The 16,697-nt window shown below is 47.4% G+C and carries 17 protein-coding genes; 16 read left to right on the forward strand and 1 reads right to left on the reverse strand.

Annotation, left to right across the window (positions count from 1 at the left end):
- Nucleotides 1-34 precede the first annotated feature (34 nt).
- Entirely contained in the window at nt 35-679 is a 645-nt protein-coding gene (locus tag QM657_RS02450) for a helix-turn-helix transcriptional regulator (protein WP_415064931.1), read from the reverse strand.
- A gap of 326 nt (nt 680-1,005) precedes the next feature.
- Between QM657_RS02450 and ssnA the strand changes: the two genes are divergently transcribed.
- The 16 genes from ssnA (at nt 1,006) to QM657_RS02530 (ending at nt 16,656) form a co-directional block, all read left to right on the forward strand.
- On the forward strand, nt 1,006-2,340 hold the full coding sequence (gene ssnA, locus QM657_RS02455; RefSeq protein WP_415064932.1) for a putative aminohydrolase SsnA: 1,335 nt from the start codon (nt 1,006-1,008) through the stop codon (nt 2,338-2,340).
- A gap of 166 nt (nt 2,341-2,506) precedes the next feature.
- Nucleotides 2,507-5,497, forward strand: coding sequence for a putative selenate reductase subunit YgfK (gene ygfK / locus QM657_RS02460; protein WP_415064933.1), 2,991 nt, complete (start codon nt 2,507-2,509; stop codon nt 5,495-5,497).
- Nucleotides 5,498-5,590: 93 nt separating this feature from the next.
- Nucleotides 5,591-6,967 (forward strand): dihydropyrimidinase, encoded by a 1,377-nt coding sequence (gene hydA / locus QM657_RS02465; RefSeq protein ID WP_415064934.1) that lies wholly within the window; start codon nt 5,591-5,593, stop codon nt 6,965-6,967.
- Entirely contained in the window at nt 6,967-7,785 is an 819-nt protein-coding gene (yqeC, locus tag QM657_RS02470; protein ID WP_415064935.1) for a selenium cofactor biosynthesis protein YqeC, read from the forward strand. Before hydA ends, yqeC begins: the two co-directional genes overlap by 1 nt.
- A gap of 12 nt (nt 7,786-7,797) precedes the next feature.
- On the forward strand, nt 7,798-8,151 hold the full coding sequence (locus QM657_RS02475; RefSeq protein WP_415064936.1) for a winged helix-turn-helix domain-containing protein: 354 nt from the start codon (nt 7,798-7,800) through the stop codon (nt 8,149-8,151).
- Between the two features lie 130 nt (nt 8,152-8,281).
- The gene (locus tag QM657_RS02480) at nt 8,282-9,316 is read left to right on the forward strand and encodes a molybdopterin-binding protein (RefSeq protein ID WP_415064937.1); all 1,035 of its coding nucleotides are present in this window, start codon (nt 8,282-8,284) and stop codon (nt 9,314-9,316) included.
- 1 nt (nt 9,317) lies between these two features.
- Complete coding sequence (gene moaC, locus QM657_RS02485) at nt 9,318-9,818, forward strand: cyclic pyranopterin monophosphate synthase MoaC (protein WP_415064938.1); 501 nt, start codon at nt 9,318-9,320, stop codon at nt 9,816-9,818.
- Nucleotides 9,815-10,783, forward strand: a complete 969-nt coding sequence (gene moaA, locus QM657_RS02490; RefSeq protein ID WP_415064939.1) for a GTP 3',8-cyclase MoaA — start codon at nt 9,815-9,817, stop codon at nt 10,781-10,783. Before moaC ends, moaA begins: the two co-directional genes overlap by 4 nt.
- A gap of 4 nt (nt 10,784-10,787) precedes the next feature.
- Nucleotides 10,788-11,231: an MOSC domain-containing protein gene (locus tag QM657_RS02495; RefSeq protein ID WP_415064940.1), complete on the forward strand. Its 444-nt coding sequence runs from the start codon at nt 10,788-10,790 to the stop codon at nt 11,229-11,231.
- Nucleotides 11,210-11,701: a MogA/MoaB family molybdenum cofactor biosynthesis protein gene (locus QM657_RS02500; RefSeq protein WP_415064941.1), complete on the forward strand. Its 492-nt coding sequence runs from the start codon at nt 11,210-11,212 to the stop codon at nt 11,699-11,701. Before QM657_RS02495 ends, QM657_RS02500 begins: the two co-directional genes overlap by 22 nt.
- A gap of 20 nt (nt 11,702-11,721) precedes the next feature.
- Nucleotides 11,722-12,522 carry a selenium-dependent molybdenum cofactor biosynthesis protein YqeB gene (gene yqeB, locus QM657_RS02505; protein ID WP_415064942.1) on the forward strand — a complete coding sequence of 267 codons (801 nt, stop codon included), beginning with the start codon at nt 11,722-11,724 and terminating at the stop codon, nt 12,520-12,522.
- Nucleotides 12,519-13,379, forward strand: a complete 861-nt coding sequence (modA, locus tag QM657_RS02510; protein WP_415064943.1) for a molybdate ABC transporter substrate-binding protein — start codon at nt 12,519-12,521, stop codon at nt 13,377-13,379. Before yqeB ends, modA begins: the two co-directional genes overlap by 4 nt.
- Before the next feature lie 32 nt (nt 13,380-13,411).
- Nucleotides 13,412-14,080, forward strand: coding sequence for a molybdate ABC transporter permease subunit (gene modB / locus QM657_RS02515; RefSeq protein WP_415064944.1), 669 nt, complete (start codon nt 13,412-13,414; stop codon nt 14,078-14,080).
- Nucleotides 14,077-15,123: a sulfate/molybdate ABC transporter ATP-binding protein gene (locus tag QM657_RS02520; protein WP_415064945.1), complete on the forward strand. Its 1,047-nt coding sequence runs from the start codon at nt 14,077-14,079 to the stop codon at nt 15,121-15,123. Before modB ends, QM657_RS02520 begins: the two co-directional genes overlap by 4 nt.
- Nucleotides 15,124-15,145: 22 nt before the next feature.
- Nucleotides 15,146-15,733, forward strand: coding sequence for a nucleotidyltransferase family protein (locus QM657_RS02525; RefSeq protein ID WP_415064946.1), 588 nt, complete (start codon nt 15,146-15,148; stop codon nt 15,731-15,733).
- A gap of 194 nt (nt 15,734-15,927) precedes the next feature.
- On the forward strand, nt 15,928-16,656 hold the full coding sequence (locus tag QM657_RS02530; RefSeq protein ID WP_415064947.1) for a LytR/AlgR family response regulator transcription factor: 729 nt from the start codon (nt 15,928-15,930) through the stop codon (nt 16,654-16,656).
- Nucleotides 16,657-16,697 lie beyond the last annotated feature (41 nt).

Raw genomic sequence — 16,697 nt, forward strand, 5'->3', positions numbered from 1 at the left:
TTTTTCTTTTATTTCCTATTTAATTAGGAAGTGATCACTTTTCTTTGTTTGCATCCATATAGCTGTACAAGGTGAACTTGGATATGCCGAAAAAATTGGATACTTTGTCGCCGGATTTGGTGATCAGGAAGGCTCCAGCATCGTTCAAATACTGAATGGCTGTGATCTTGTCCTCCTTGCTCATAAGAGCCACCGGCTTTCCGACCAGGGCCACAGATTCTTCGATCAGGGTATCCAGCAGGTCGTTGACGCTGTGGGTGATCTTTCTGGGCTTTCTGGTTTCGCCGTTTGTCTCGGAAGTGGAGAGAAGCGGCTTTAAGGCATTGTCTACGGTGAGCAGGCCCGTGATATCATAATTCACGGCTAAAATGTAATCGACGGTGTTATTCTTTCCTCTTACATACATGGTACTGGATTTTAGAATCCTTCCGTCATCGGTTCTGGTCAGATAAGAAAGCCGGTCTTTTAAGGCATCGGGTTTCTTCTTAAGTGTTTCCAAAACAATTTCAGAGGGGCCGTCCCCCAACTGGCGGTTGCTCACATGACCGTTTTCAATGTAGACCACGGAACGCTCTAAATCGTTCTTTTTTAAGTCATGGATAACCACCTCGCAGGTGTAGCCGAAATGGGCTGCAATTCCGTGGGCGATCTGCGTCAGTAATTCAAGATTTGAATCCATATCCGTATCCCCCTTATTTCAATTTCTTATACTCCCATCATAACATAAAAATTTTAAATTTCAAGGGGTTTCTAAAAATTTTTTAGGTAGACTAATTTATTTTGTATTTTTAGCTTGCATTTCTTTATATGAAATGATACACTGTACCTATAAAGAAAGTTATGGTGTAATGTGTATAGAAAAGTATAGAATCATTGATCAAGTGTGAGCAGATTGCCAGAATAAAGTACAGGCATATCGGAAAAGCTTATGTGCGGTTTGTATACTGAATGAAAAATCAAATTTTACCTCATAATCTTAAAAAACGAAAAAAAGGAGATGGAAACATGCTGATTATCGGTAATGGAAGAATGATCACAAGAGACCCTCAGAATCCATTTTTTGAAAATGGCGCAGTGGCAATGGAGGGAACAACAATCTGCAAGGTGGGAACCCTGGAGGAAGTGAAGAAAGCATATCCGGATGGGTCGTTTATTGATGCGAAAGGCGGAGTTATCATGCCGGCCTTTATCAATGCCCACGAGCACATTTACAGTTCCTTTGCAAGAGGTTTGAGCATCAACGGATACGATCCTCACGGTTTTCTGGAGATTTTAGACGGACTGTGGTGGACCATTGACAGAAACCTTACATTAGAAGATACCAGATTAAGCGCTATGGCGACTTATATCGATTCTATTAAAAACGGTGTGACAACTACATTTGACCATCATGCCAGCTTCGGCCACATTACGGATTCCTTATTTAAGATTGAAGAGGCTTCCAAGGAGACAGGCGTACGCTCATGTCTTTGTTATGAGGTTTCTGACCGTGACGGAATGGACAAGGCAAGAGAAGGCGTTCTGGAAAATGAAGCATTCATCAAGCATGCCCTTGCAGATGACAGCGATATGATCGCAGGTATGATGGGAATGCACGCTCAGTTCACCATCTCTGATGAGACTATGGAATTCGCAGCAGCTCACAAGCCTGAAGGTGTGGGATACCACATTCACGTGGCAGAGGGAATCGAAGATCTTCACCACTGCTTAAAGCATTACGGAAAACCCATCGTGAACCGTCTGATGGACTGCGGCATTTTAGGAGAGAAGACCCTTCTTGGACACTGCATCTACATCAACCCTCACGAGATGGCATTAATTAAAGAAACAAACACCATGGTCGTTCACAATCCGGAATCCAACATGGGCAATGCATGCGGCTGCCCTCCAACCATGGAGCTGGTTCACAGAGGAATCTTAACAGGCCTTGGAACTGATGGATACACACATGACATGCTGGAATCCTATAAAGTGGCAAACGTTCTTCACAAACACCACTTATGCGATCCTAACGCAGCCTGGGGCGAGGTTCCCAAGATGCTGTTTGAAGGAAATGCTCAGATCGCAGGCCGTTACTTCAAGAAGCCTTTAGGCGTATTGAAAGAGGGGGCAGCAGCAGACGTAATCGTTACCGATTACATTCCTCTCACACCGATGAACGCTGACAACTGCAACGGACACATTGTATTCGGCATGAACGGACGCAGCGTAGTGACCACAGTCGGAAACGGAAAGGTTCTCATGAAAGACCGTGCCTTCACCACCATTGATGAAGAGAAGGTAATGGCAGACTGCAGACAGGCTGCCGGAGAACTGGCAAGAAGAATCAACTCCAGATAGGACTTGACAAAAACCCTATAGAATATGGTAAAATAAGAAGCTATTCATTTATAGAATATTCACTGAGGCTGTCAGGCTGAAAAATCACTGGCAGCCTTAATACAGGAGGTAACCCTTTTGCGGGTACCCATATGCCCAGAGAATACGGGCAAGAAGGAGGAAAACAATGGGAGACAGAATGACACCAATGCCTTTTGAACAGTTAGTGAACTGGACATTAAAGGAGCACGAATTAAGCGGAAACGTTTTTGGCGTTTATAGACCATATAAGGCAGATGCGAAGAACAACCGCAGCATCTTCGGACGCAAACTGGAGACACCGGTAGGACCGGCAGCAGGACCTCATACCCAGCTGGCACAGAACATACTGGCTTCTTATTTTGCAGGAAGCCGCTTCTTTGAGCTTAAGACCGTTCAGATCTTAGACGGAGAGGACTTGCCTGTGAGCAAGCCATGTATCAAGGCTGATGACGAATGCTATAACTGCGAGTGGTCTACAGAGCTCTACGTTCCGGAAGCTCTTGATGAGTATATTAAGGCATGGTTCCTGCTTTATGTATTCGCAAAGGAATACGGTCTGGGAGATACTGACGGATTCCAGTTCAACATGAGCGTAGGCTATGACTTAGAGGGAATCAAGTCCCCGAAGATCGATAACTTCATTGAATCCATGAAGGATGCAAAGAACACAGAAATCTTTAAGGCATGTAAGCAGTACCTGATGGATAACATCGATCTCTTCAAGAACGTGACAAAAGAAGATATTGAAAAAATTCCTTCCGAAATCTGTAATTCCGTAACTCTGTCCACTCTTCACGGCTGCCCGCCACAGGAGATTCAGAGAATTGCTACTTATTTGATCGAAGTAAAAGGACTGAATACATTTATCAAATGTAATCCAACCCTTTTAGGATATGAATTTGCAAGAAAGACCATGGATGAGATGGGATATGACTATGTGGCATTCGGTGATTTCCATTTCCTCGATGACTTACAGTATGCTGATGCAATCCCAATGTTCAAGACTCTGATCGCTCTTTGCGAAGAGAAGAATCTGGCATTTGGCGTAAAGATCACCAACACCTTCCCGGTAGATGTAAAGGCAGGAGAACTTCCAAGCGAAGAGATGTATATGTCCGGAAAGTCCTTGTATCCTCTTTCCATCTCCCTGGCAGCAAAGCTCGCTGAGGAATTTGACGGAAAGCTGAGAATTTCCTTCTCCGGCGGTGCTGATTACCACAACATCAAAGCTATCGTAGATGCAGGAATCTGGCCTGTTACCGTGGCAACCACCCTGTTAAAGCCAGGCGGATACCAGAGACTGGTACAGATGACAGAGAAGCTGGAAGCAGGCAATGTGGAATTTACTGTCGTTGATCCGGAGAAGACAGCAAAGCTTGCATCAGACGCTATTACAGATCCTCACCATGTAAAATCCATTAAGCCTACTCCTAACAGAAAGATGGCCAAGTCTGTTCCCCTTGTGGACTGCTACGTGGCACCTTGTAAGGTTGGATGTCCTATCAACCAGGATATTACCACTTATTTACAGCTTTCCGGAGCAGGAAAATATGAAGAAGCCATCAAGGTTATTGCAGAGAAGAATCCGCTTCCATTCATCACCGGAACCATCTGTGCTCATAACTGTATGAGCGTATGTAACCGCAACTTCTATGAGGACCCGGTTAACATCCGCGGCGTGAAACTGGTTTGTGCAGAAGGCGGATATGACAGTCTGATGAAGGAAATCGAAGCAGGCGAGCTTAAAGGCAAGAAGACCGCTATCGTAGGCGGTGGCCCGGCTGGACTTGCAGCAGCATATTTCCTGACAAAACACGGAATGCCTGCAACTGTTTTTGAGAAGACCGGCAGCCTTGGCGGCGTGGTAAAACATGTCATTCCTGGTTTCCGTATTCCTGATGACGCCATTGAAAAAGATGCAGCTCTTTGCTTGGCTTATGGCGCAGAAGTCAGATATAACACAGAAGTAACCAGCTTAGAAGACCTTAAGAAGGAAGGATTTGACTATATCATCCTTGCTGCAGGCGCTTCCAAGCCAGGCGTACTGAACTTAAAAGCTGGAGAAGCCATCAACGCTCTGGACTTCCTGGCTCAGTTTAAGGCAACAGACGGCAAGCTGAACATTGGAAAGAACGTAGTCGTTATCGGCGGCGGAAATACAGCTATGGATACAGCAAGAGCCGTAAAGAAGACGGAAGGCGTAGAGCATTCTTACCTGGTATACCGCAGAACAAAACGCTACATGCCTGCTGATGAAGAAGAATTAGAGATGGCATTAGAGGATGGCGTAGAGTTCAAGGAACTGCTTTCCCCAGTAGAATTAAAAGACGGAAAACTGATCTGCAAGGTTATGAAGCTTGGCGATACTGATTCCAGCGGAAGAAGAGGCATTATCGAGACAGAGGAAATCGTAGAAGTTCCTGCTGATACCGTAATCGCAGCAGTTGGCGAGCAGGTTCCTGCAGAATTCTATCAGGCAAACGGCATTGAGCTGACCAGCCGCGGAAGAGTTATGGCAAACGACGATACTCTGGAAACCAGCGTAGCAGGCGTTTTCGCAATCGGTGACGGTCTTTACGGACCAGCAACCGTTGTAGAGGCCATGAGAGATGCACGTATGGCAGCAGAAGCTATCTTAGGCAAGAAGGCAGCCGTTGACTTTGACGATACCATCAAGGATTTAAGCGAAGTTTACGACAAGAGAGGTATCCTGGAAGGAACCAGAGACTACAAGGTAGAAGGCGCAAGATGTCTTGGCTGTTCCAATGTATGTGAGAACTGTGCAGAGGTATGCCCCAACCGTGCAAACCTGGCTCTCGATATCCCAGGACTTGATATGCACCAGATCGTTCATGTGGACTATATGTGTAACGAGTGCGGAAACTGTACAAGCTTCTGTCCTTATGACAGCTCACCATATTTAGATAAGTTCACCTTATTCGCCAGTGAGGCAGATATGGAAAACAGCAAGAACCAGGGCTTCACCGTACTGGATAAAGATGACGTTTCCTGCAAGGTTCGCTATCTTGGAAACATTTACGACTGGAAAGCAGGAGATGCAGACAGCGTAATTCCGGAGGCACTTGGAATGGTAATGGAGACTATCTGCAAAAAGTATGATTATCTTTTAGGTTAAAAACCATTATTTTAGCAGTGATTGGCGCAGTAGGAGAGATTTCTCTCCCTGCGCCTTTCAGGATTCAAAAGGAAAAAGAAAGCAGGTAAGTTTATGAAGACATTGTTAAAGGGCGGAACCGTGGTGTCGGGAAGCGGAGTCTTTGAAGCAGATGTATTGATGGAAGACGGAAAAATTAAGGCCGTAGAACTGGGACTCCAGGATCAGGAAGCTGAGGTCATTGATGTGTCAGGGAAGCTTTTATTCCCCGGATTTATCGATGCTCATACACATTTTGATTTGCATGTGGCAGGAACTGTGACTGCTGACAACTTTGAGACAGGAACAAAGGCAGCTTTGGCAGGCGGAACCACCATGATCATTGATTTTGCTACCCAGTACCATGGGGAAAGTCTTCATGAAGCCCTGGAAAATTGGCACAAAAAGTCTGATGGGAATGCTTCCTGCGACTACAGCTTTCATCTGGCAATATCGGACTGGACTCCGGCTGTGTGCGAGGAGCTGGAGACCGTTGTAAAAGAGGGAGTCACTTCCTTTAAAGTCTACATGACCTACACGGATATGGTTTTAGGTGACAAGCAGATTTATCTCGTCTTAAAGCGGTTAAAGGAAGTGGGAGGAATTGCAGGAGTCCACTGTGAAAATATGGGAATTATCCAGGCTCTGGTGGAAGAAGAAAAGGCAAAGGGAAACCTCGGTGTCAGCGGGCATAAAAATACGAGGCCGGCCGCAGTGGAAGCAGAGGCCATCAGCAGGCTGTTAAAAATCGCCGATCTGGTGAAAACTCCTGTCATTGTGGTTCATTTGAGTTCAGGCGCAGGATATCAGGAGGTCAAATACGCCAGAGAAAGAGGCCAGGAGGTCTATCTGGAAACATGTCCTCAATATCTGCTCATGGATGAAAGCCTTTACGATCTTCCCGGTTTTGAGGGCAGCAAGTATGTGATTTCTCCTACCATCAAAAAGACGACGGACAGCACCAGACTGTGGAATGCCATAAGAAAGGACAACATCCAGACCATTGCAACGGACCACTGCAGCTTTACCACCAGCCAGAAGGCAGCGGGAAAAGATGACTTTACCAGGATTCCCAATGGAATGCCGGGAGTGGAGTCCCGTCCTGCCCTGATCTATAACTTCGGCGTGCTGGAACACGATTTAAAGCTGGAGCAGTTCTGCCGCCTGCTTTCTGAAAATGTAGCAAAGCTTTACGGTGTTTATCCCCAGAAGGGCATAATTGCCCCCGGAAGCGACGGGGATATTGTGGTATGGAATCCGGATACCCAGTGGACCATGTCGGCGGAAAATCAACTGGCAAATGTGGATTACTGTCCTTTTGAAGGAACTGATGTGAAGGGAAGAGCAGAACTTGTATTCTTAAAAGGCCGCCTGGCTGCGGAAAACGGCAGGGTGGTTCTGGAAAAGACAGGTGAGTTCGTTCCCAGAAAGCCTCATATGGAGCTGTATTGATGGAATTAAAGTGGGCATATGCTTGTGAAATGCGGGATGGAAATCCTGTGATGATTCAAAAAAATTCCCTGTGGGAAGCCTTAGGGCTTCATTTGCCCGAAAGGCAAAGAGAAGCCCCCCTGGGGGGAATGGTAATCGCCTTTGTGGGCGGCGGCGGAAAGACAACTTCCATGTTTCGCCTGGCTGATGAGCTGGCAGAACAGGGAAAGCGGGTGATCGTCACCACCAGCACCAAGATTCGCAGGCCCGAAGACCGTCTCGTTGCAGAAGCGGAGACTGCGGAAGCGGTCAACTGCTTTATAAAGGCTCATGAAGAATTATTTCCTGGGGGCAGGGGGCAGGTTCTGGTCACAGGCCTGTCCAGCCCGGAAGGAAAGTTTCAGGGAATGAACCTTTCTGAGATGGAAAAGCTTGCGGACCTGGCCGATGTGCTTCTGGTGGAAGCGGACGGGGCGAAGATGCTGCCTTTAAAGATACCGAGAGAAGGAGAACCGGTCCTGTTAAAGGGAACCCACGCTGTGATCGGATGTGCGGGCCTGGACTGCCTGGGACAGACCTGGGAAGAAAAGTGTTTTCGGTATGAGCTTGCGGATAAGATATTTGACCGGGAAAAAGGTCCTGTCATCACTCCTGCCCATATTGCCCGGATTCTTACCAGTGACCAGGGAACGAGAAAGGGAGCCGAAAAACTGGAGTACCGGATTCTATTAAATAAAGCTGATGATGAAAAAAGGCTGTCTGCCGGAGCGGAGGTTTTAAAGGCTCTGGGAGAAGAGTGGGCCGGACACTGCGTGATAACCGGCTACTTAAGGCAATGAGAAGGAGGGCTTATGGCAGAAAATAAAGAACGGAAACTTCAATACCATCTGCGAATCCGTCTGTTTTACGAGGAGCGGAATTTCGGCCCCGGAGTGGTTGGACTGATGACCCTTGTCAGGGAACGGGGGTCTTTGTCTGCCGCCTGCCAGGAAATGCATATGGCTTATTCCAAGGCGTGGAAGATCATTCATAAGGCAGAAGAGGATTTGGGAATTGAGCTGATGGAAGGAAGAAGAGGGGGAGAGCACGGAGGAACCACTGTTCTGACTGAAAAGGGCGAGGATTTTCTGAATCAATATCTGGCTTTTGCAGAAGAAGTAGACATTTTTGCTGAAAAAGTGTTTCACAAATATTTCCCAGTGTGATATAATAGACAAGAATGATATTTTTTTTGAATATGGATATTCTTATTTGAGAATATCCCATTGAGAATCATAATCCGAAACCGGGTAAAAATATATACAATTGGTTTTAACAGATGAAAGGAAATGAATCATGAAGAAAATAAAAACAGTGGATGCGGTGGGACAGGTTCTCTGCCACGACATGACTCAGATTATTCCGGGTGTCACAAAAGACGCCAGATTCCGGAAAGGTCATGTGGTGACGGAAGAAGATGTCCCGGTGCTGCTGTCCATGGGAAAAGAACATATTTTTGTGTGGGAGAAGGATGAATCCTTATACCACGAAGACGAAGCCGCCGAGATTCTTTGCCGCCTGTGCATCAATGACCACATGGAGCGCAGTGAGGTAAAGGAAGGAAAAATTGAATTGAAATCAACGGTCCGGGGATTATTAAAAATCGATACCGGGCTTTTGGATAAAATCAACAGCATGGAAAACATGATGATCGCTTCCAGACACCCCAACACTCCGGTGGAGCCAGGGGACAAGCTGTGCGGAACGAGAATCATACCCCTTGTCATAGAAAAAGAAAAGATGGAAGAGGCAGAAGCGGTTTGCGGCGGCAAAAAGATATTCACCATACTGCCCTATAAAGAAAAGAAAATCGGAATCGTCACCACGGGAAGCGAGGTATTCCACGGAAGAATTAAGGATGCCTTCGGCCCTGTGCTGGTGAAAAAGGTCAAAGAGTACGGCGGAGAGGTTATGGGACAGACCATTACGGATGATAAGCCGGAGGATACCACAAAGGCCATTTTAGACTTCATTGAGCAGGGCGCCGATATGGTGCTGGTCAGCGGAGGCATGAGTGTGGACCCTGATGACAAGACCCCTCTTGCCATTCGAAATACAGGAGCTGAGATCATTTCCTACGGTGCGCCAGTTCTTCCGGGAGCCATGTTTTTACTGTCCTACTATGAAAAGGACGGAAAGAGGATTCCGGTGGCAGGGCTTCCCGGATGCGTCATGTATTCGAAAAAGACTATTTTTGACCTGCTTCTTCCAAGGCTGATGTCCGATGATCCGGTGACAAAGGAAGACCTGGTTAAGCTGGGAAAGGGCGGTCTCTGTCTTTCCTGTGACATCTGTACTTATCCCAACTGCGGATTTGGAAAGGGCTGGTAATATGAGCGGATTGACACATTTTGATGAACAGGGCAATGCCCGCATGGTGGATGTGGGAGATAAGGCCGAGACAGACCGGATCGCCGTTGCCCATGGAATGATCTATGTAAATGAAGCGGTCTTTGATGCCATTAAAAATAAGACGGCGAAAAAAGGCGATGTGCTGGCAGTGGCCAGAGTGGCTGGAATCATGGGAGCGAAGAGAACCTTTGAACTGATTCCCCTATGCCATCTGCTGATGCTGACAAAGTGTAACCTGGACTTCGTGCTTCACGAGGAAAAGAGGGCTGTAGAGGCCATCTGTACGGTGAAGACCCAGGGAAAGACCGGCGTGGAAATGGAAGCCTTAACAGGAGTTAATATCGGGCTTTTGACCATATACGATATGTGCAAGGCGATGGACCGCGGCATGGTCATTGACGGAGTCTGTCTCCTCAAAAAGGACGGAGGAAAGAGCGGCCTTTATGAAAGAGAGCCGGGGGATCAAAGGAGCGGCCTATGATCGATTGTTTAAACAGAACCATTGATTATATCAGGATATCGGTTACAGACCGGTGCAATTTACGGTGCGTCTACTGTATGCCTGAAGAAGGGGTAGTGCCCATGGATCACGAGGATATCCTGTCCTATCAGGAGATCGTGAGGATCTGTGAAGCAGGCGCCCGCCTTGGAATCCGCAAGGTGAAGATCACAGGCGGAGAACCTCTGGTGAGAAAAGACATTGAAAAGCTGATCGGCCAGCTTTCCCGGATTCCGGGAATCGATGACATCACCATGACCACCAACGGATGTCTCTTAAAGGAGAAAGGGGCGGCCTTAAAGGCAGCCGGAGTTTCCTCCATCAATGTGAGCCTGGATACCTTAGACCCCAAGCGGTTTGCGAAGATCACCAGAAGAGACTGCTTTCAAACCGTAATAGAGGGAATTGAAGCAGCAAAAGCCCTTGGATTAAATGTCAAGGTGAATTGCGCGGTTATGGAAGAGCTGACAAAAGAAGAAGTTCTGGCTTTTTCCCGTTTTTCCATGGAACAGGAAATTCCGGTGCGGTTTATCGAGATGATGCCCATTGGACAGGGAGCCAATTACAAGGCCATGAACAACGACGATCTGGCCGGGATTTTATCGGATGCTTACGGGAAACTGACGGAAAGCAAGCGGGTGATCGGCAACGGGCCTGCGGTTTATTATACATGGGGAGACGGCAGGGGAAGCATCGGCTTTATCAGCGCCGTCAACCACAAATTCTGCGGCACCTGCAACCGGGTGAGGCTGACTTCCGACGGCTTTTTAAAGCTCTGTCTGGACAGTCCCGCAGGAGTGGACTTAAAAGGCCCTATGAGGGCTGGCATTTCCCAGGATGAGCTGCTTCATTTGATGGAGCATACCATCTGGAATAAGCCGGAAAGCCACCATTTTGACAAAGAACACGAGAAAACGGATTTAAATATGAATCAGATAGGAGGATAAGCAGATGGGAGAAGTAATGGCTGTCTGTATCAGCGAAAAAAAAGGGACCCAGAAGGTCAGAGTTGACGAAGGGTTTTTTATAGAAGAGCACGGCATCGAAGGAGATGCCCATGCAGGCAAATGGCACCGTCAGGTAAGCCTGTTGTCTTTTGATACCATTGAGGCCTTTAAGGCAAAAGGAGCGGAAATAGGAGACGGCGCCTTTGGGGAAAATGTCATTGTGGCAGGAATTGATTTAATTCACCTTCCTGTGGGCACCAGATTAAAATGCAGGGAAATCCTTCTGGAAGTGACCCAGATCGGAAAGGAATGCCACAGCCACTGTGAGATTTATCACAAGATGGGAGAGTGCATCATGCCTACAAACGGCATCTTTGCGAGGGTGCTTCACGGAGGGCACATGAAGAAGGGAGATGAGATCACCATATGTACAGGGCTGGAATCGTAACCTTAAGTGACAAAGGAGCTGCCGGAGAGCGGGAAGATTTAAGCGGGGCAGTCATAAGAGAAATACTGGAACAGGCAGGCTTTGAAGTGGTCAGCTACAAGCTTCTGGCCGATGAAGGAGAGGACTTAAAGGCAGAGCTTGTGCGTTTAAGCGATGAAGTGAAATGCGATCTGGTGCTGACCACGGGCGGAACAGGCTTTTCCCCCAGGGATGTGACCCCGGAGGCCACTCTTGCCATCGCAGACCGGAATGCACCCGGCATTGCCGAAGCCATGCGGGCTTACAGCATGACTGTGACCAAAAGGGCCATGTTAAGCCGTGCAGTCAGTGTCATACGCAAGTCCACTCTGATCATCAACCTGCCCGGAAGCCCCAAAGCGGTGAGGGAGAGTCTGGAATACATTCTGGATACCCTTTCTCATGGCCTGGAAATTCTCTCAGGCAAGGGCGGAGAATGCGCCAGAAAATAAATGGAAAGTAAGGAACTGGAATGAAAGTATTGATCAAAGGAGCCGGTGACCTGGCAACCGGCATCGGCTGCCGCCTGCACAGGTGCGGTTTTGAACTGCTGATGACGGATATTGCCGTGCCCACCACGGTGAGAAGAACAGTGGCCTTTTCCAGGGCTGTCTATGAAGGACAGGCCAGGGTAGAGGAAATCACCGGAGTGCTGTGCCGCAATCTGGAGGAAATCCAGGAGGCAGCAGCAAGAGACCAGGTAGCGGTCATCGTGGATGAAGAATGCAAAATCCGGGAGATTTGGAAGCCGGATGTGGTGGTGGATGCCATCATTGCAAAGAAAAATATAGGAACCAGAATCACCGACGGGGAAACCGTCATAGGAGTCGGCCCCGGATTTACCGCAGGGGTGGACTGTCACGTTGTGGTGGAAACAAAAAGAGGCCACAACTTAGGCCGCTGCATCTGGGAAGGAAGCGCTGTTCCCAATACAGGGGTGCCCGGCATGATCGGCGGGTATGACAAGGAACGGATCATCCGTGCTGTCTCTGACGGCATATTTAAAGGTGCCGTATCCATCGGTGATATTGTGGAAAAAGGGACTGTAGTCGGCTACTCCGGCCCAGACCCCATATATGCCCTGATTGACGGAGTGGTAAGAGGACTGCTCCAGGATGGGGTGGAAGTAGTGAAAGGAATGAAATCGGGGGACATTGATCCAAGAGGAAATGTGGATCACTGTTTCACGGTGTCAGATAAAGCAGCCTCCATAGGAGGCGGCGTATTAGAGGCTATATTAAGCCTGAAGAAGAAAAGGAGAGAAAAGTTATGAAGAAGACAGCAATCACCATGGCATTAATTGGATTTGCAGCTATGGCACTGACAGCATGCGGAGGAGGTAAGGCAGCAGAAACAACCGCAGCTCCTACCACAGCAGCAGCAACCACAGAGGCAACCACTGCCGCACCGGAAACCACCACAGCAGCAGTAGAGGCTCAGACAGTGACCATCGCAGCAGCAGCCAGCCTGGAAAAATCCTTAACAGAGCAGATCATCCCCATGTTTGAGAAGAAATTCCCCGGCATCACCATCGAAGGAACCTATGACAGTTCAGGAAAGCTTCAGACTCAGATCGAAGAAGGCGCTCCTGTTGACCTGTTTTTCTCAGCAGCTACCAAGCAGATGGATGCGCTTAATGAGAAGGGCATGATTGCAGAGGGAACCGTTACAAATCTTCTGGAAAATAAGATCGTATTCATCGTTCCAAAGGGAGAAGAAGGCAATTACAAAGCTTTTGAGGACATCAAGAATGCAGAAACCATCGCTCTGGGCGATCCGGAAAGCGTTCCTGTAGGACAGTACTCCAAAGAAGCTTTAACGAGTTTAAACCTTTGGGATGAAGTATCCGCAAAGACCAGCTTCGGAACCAATGTAACCGAAGTATTGAACTGGGTAGCAGAAGGCAGCGCAAAAGCAGGTATCGTTTATGCTACAGACGCAGCTCAGAAGCCGGATCAGGTAGTTGTTGTAGCAGAAGCACCGGAAGGAAGCGTTAAAAAGGCAATCTATCCAATCGGAATCATCAAGGACAGCCAGAATCCTGACGGAGCACAGAAGTTTGCAGAATTCCTTCAGTCTGACGAAGCGATGAAGGTATTTACAGACAGCGGATTTACAGCAGCAAAATAAGTTTGATTAAAAACTGACAGGAGGCGGAGCCAGTGGACATATCTCCAGTACTGATATCGCTGAAAACATCGGTGGTATCCATCTTTTTTACATTTTTTCTCGGTATCTGGGCAGCCAAAGGAGTCATCGGACTGAAGTCGGAGCGACTGAAAAACCTTCTGGACGGAATTCTGACTCTTCCCCTGGTCCTGCCACCTACGGTGGCAGGATTTTTCCTGCTTTACATCTTTGGTGTAAAGAGGCCTGTGGGGAAAATTCTGACCGACCTTTTTAATTATAAGATCGTATTCACCTGGCAGGCCACGGTTTTAGCGGCAGTGGTGATTTCCTTTCCTCTCATGTACCGATCTGCCAGAGGCGCTTTTGAACAGGTGGATGAAAATGTGCTCCATGCGGCCAGAACCTTAGGCGTTCCGGAAAGGAAGATATTCTGGAGGGTGCTCCTTCCCATGGCCCGGCCGGGAATTTTATCCGGCGGAGTCCTGGCTTTTGCCAGAGGCCTGGGAGAGTTTGGCGCTACGGCTATGATTGCCGGAAATATTGCAGGAAAGACCAGGACCCTTCCCCTGGCCATCTATTCCGAAGTGGCTGCCGGTGACATGGGTGAGGCAGGCCAATATGTGCTGGTCATCGTGGCAGTTTCCCTGATTATTGTGGCAGGCATGAATGCCTTTGCCGGAAAAGGGGGAAGGCAGATATGAGTTTAAGTGTAAAAATCGTCAAAAAGCTGAAAGACATCACCTTGGACATTGAATTTGAAACCAGGGGAAACGGGGGAATCAGCGGAATTTTAGGCTCCTCCGGATGCGGAAAGAGCATGACCTTAAAGTCCATTGCAGGCATCGTCACCCCTGATGAGGGAAGAATCGTTTTAAATGACAGAGTTTTGTTTGATTCAAAACAGGGAATCAACGTAAAAATCCAGGACAGGGAAATCGGATACTTATTTCAGAATTACGCACTTTTCCCTCACATGACAGTGATGGAAAACATCAAAATGGCGGTAAAGGGAACAAGGGCTGAAAAAAAGGAGCTGGCGGAATTTTATCTTCATATGTTCCGCATTGAAGAGCTGGCAGGCCATTACCCCGGCAGGCTTTCAGGAGGACAGCAGCAAAGGGCTGCCCTGGCAAGAGTCATGGCCTCCAAACCCTCTGTGCTCATGCTGGACGAGCCATTTTCAGCTCTCGATTCCAGCTTAAAAGAAATGCTCCAGCTAGAGCTTTTGGAGGAATTAAAGACCTTTGAAGGGGATGTGCTTTTAGTCACCCACAGCCGGGATGAGATATACCGGTTCTGCGAGTCCATTCATGTGATCAACCGGGGAAATATTACGGCCTCAGGAAGCGTAAAGGAAGTGTTCCAGAATCCCGGAACAGTGTCTGCCGCAAGGCTGACAGGCTGTAAGAACATCGTTCCCATAAAATATATAGATTCCCATCGTTTTTTTGTGCCTGACTGGGATGCTGAGATTGCAGTAAAGAATAAGGAAGTGCCCAAAGAAGCGGACCACATTGGAATCAGAGCTCATTATTTGAGAAAAGCTCTGGAAAAAGATGAGGAGAATGTGGTAGAATGTAAGTTAAGACGTCTCTTGGAAGATCCCTTTGAGGTGGCTCTTGTTCTGGAGAACGGAATCTGGTGGAAGATTCCCAACGATATCTGGGCCTCAGAGTTAAAGGGGGAAATACCGGACCGGGTGGTGGTTCCGGAAGAGGGAATCTTTTTTTTAAAAGACTTATAAGCAGGAAAGGGAGGCTTGAACCATGAAGCTGGCACTGATTCTTTTAGCGGCAGGAGACAGCCGCAGATTTGACGGCAATAAGCTGCTTTATGAATTTTATGGGAAGCCCATGTACCGCTACATTGTGGAAGAGGTGGAAAAGCTTCCAGAGGATTTTTTCTGCCGGAAGCTGGTGGTTACCCAGTATGAGGAAATTATGGATTACATGGGAAGCCACGGGTATGAGGTGGTGGAAAATAAGGAAAGCAGTCTGGGCATCTCCCACTCCATTCACTTAGCCTTAAAGGCTTTGGAGGATGAGGATGCCGCGCTTTGCTTTGCAGTCTGCGACCAGCCCTACTTAAAGGCTGTCACCATAAAAGCTCTGGCAGAAGGCTGGCAGGCCAGCGGAAAGGGTATCGGCTGCTTATGCAACATGGGAGAATTTGGAAACCCCGCCATATTCTCCCAGGCTTACCGGGACGAGCTTTTAAAGCTGAAGGGAGATGTGGGCGGAAAACGGGTGATCCGAAGCCACATCGGAGACTTATATCTCCATGAGGTATCAGACAGCTTGGAGCTGGTTGACATTGACGTGAGAAATGTTCCCGGAATGGGAAGGAAGCCATAAAAATACCGCTGTTCCGGTTATCTGCCGGACAGCGGTGTTTTTAATTTTAAATTAAGAAAATTGTAGAAAAATGCAAATTTTGGAACCTAGAGTGTATAATTTTGGCATGTGGATTGAAAAAATTGCAAGTTAAGTATATAGTGTGGGGGAATTGACCTAGTTAAAAAATGATTCAAGCGAAAAGGGGAAAGAGGATGTTAGAAGTAGGAATTTGTGATGATGACCGTTTTCTGTTAAGGGAAATGGAGGAGAGGCTGAAAAGGCTGGGAGTCAAACATGAAGTAGACATCTGCATCGAGACTTATACCGATGGAGAGGACATTGTAAAGGCCGTCAATGAGGGAAAACGTTTTGACATTATTTATATGGATATTGAGATGAAAAGGCTGAACGGTCTGGCTGCAGCCCAGAAGATCCGGGAATTGGATCTGACCGTACAGATCATTTTTGTCAGTTCTTTTGAGAAATATATGAAGAAAACGTTCAAGGTAGCTCCCATCGGGTTTATTGACAAGCCTTTTTCAGAAAAGGTATTTGCCGGAGAATTTGAACACGTGTTAAGGCATGTCAGAAAAGGGGACAAGTACTACCGGTTCCGTTTTGCCAAAGAAAATTATAAGGTGCCTGTAAAAGATGTGATGTATTTTGAAAGGAAATACCGGGTAACAGAGATCATATGGACAGGAGAAAATTACAAGCTTTACAGGGATCTGGAGACCATCGAAAAGGACCTTAAGGACATCAATACCAACTTTATAAGGATTCATAAATCCTTTCTGGTCAACTATCAGCATATTGCAAGATTTTCCTCTTATTTTGTGGAATTACAGAACGGAATCTGCCTTCCAGTCAGCAGAAGCAGGAAACCGGAGCTTGAGATGATTTTACAAAATATGGAGGATCGGAACGTTTCCAGGGTGTAAAGTAGTAACATTTAGAAAAAAAGCAGTCAAAAGACTGCTTT

It is taken from the genome of Lacrimispora sp., from assembly GCF_047605665.1.
Taxonomy (GTDB): Bacteria; Bacillota; Clostridia; order Lachnospirales; family Lachnospiraceae; genus Lacrimispora.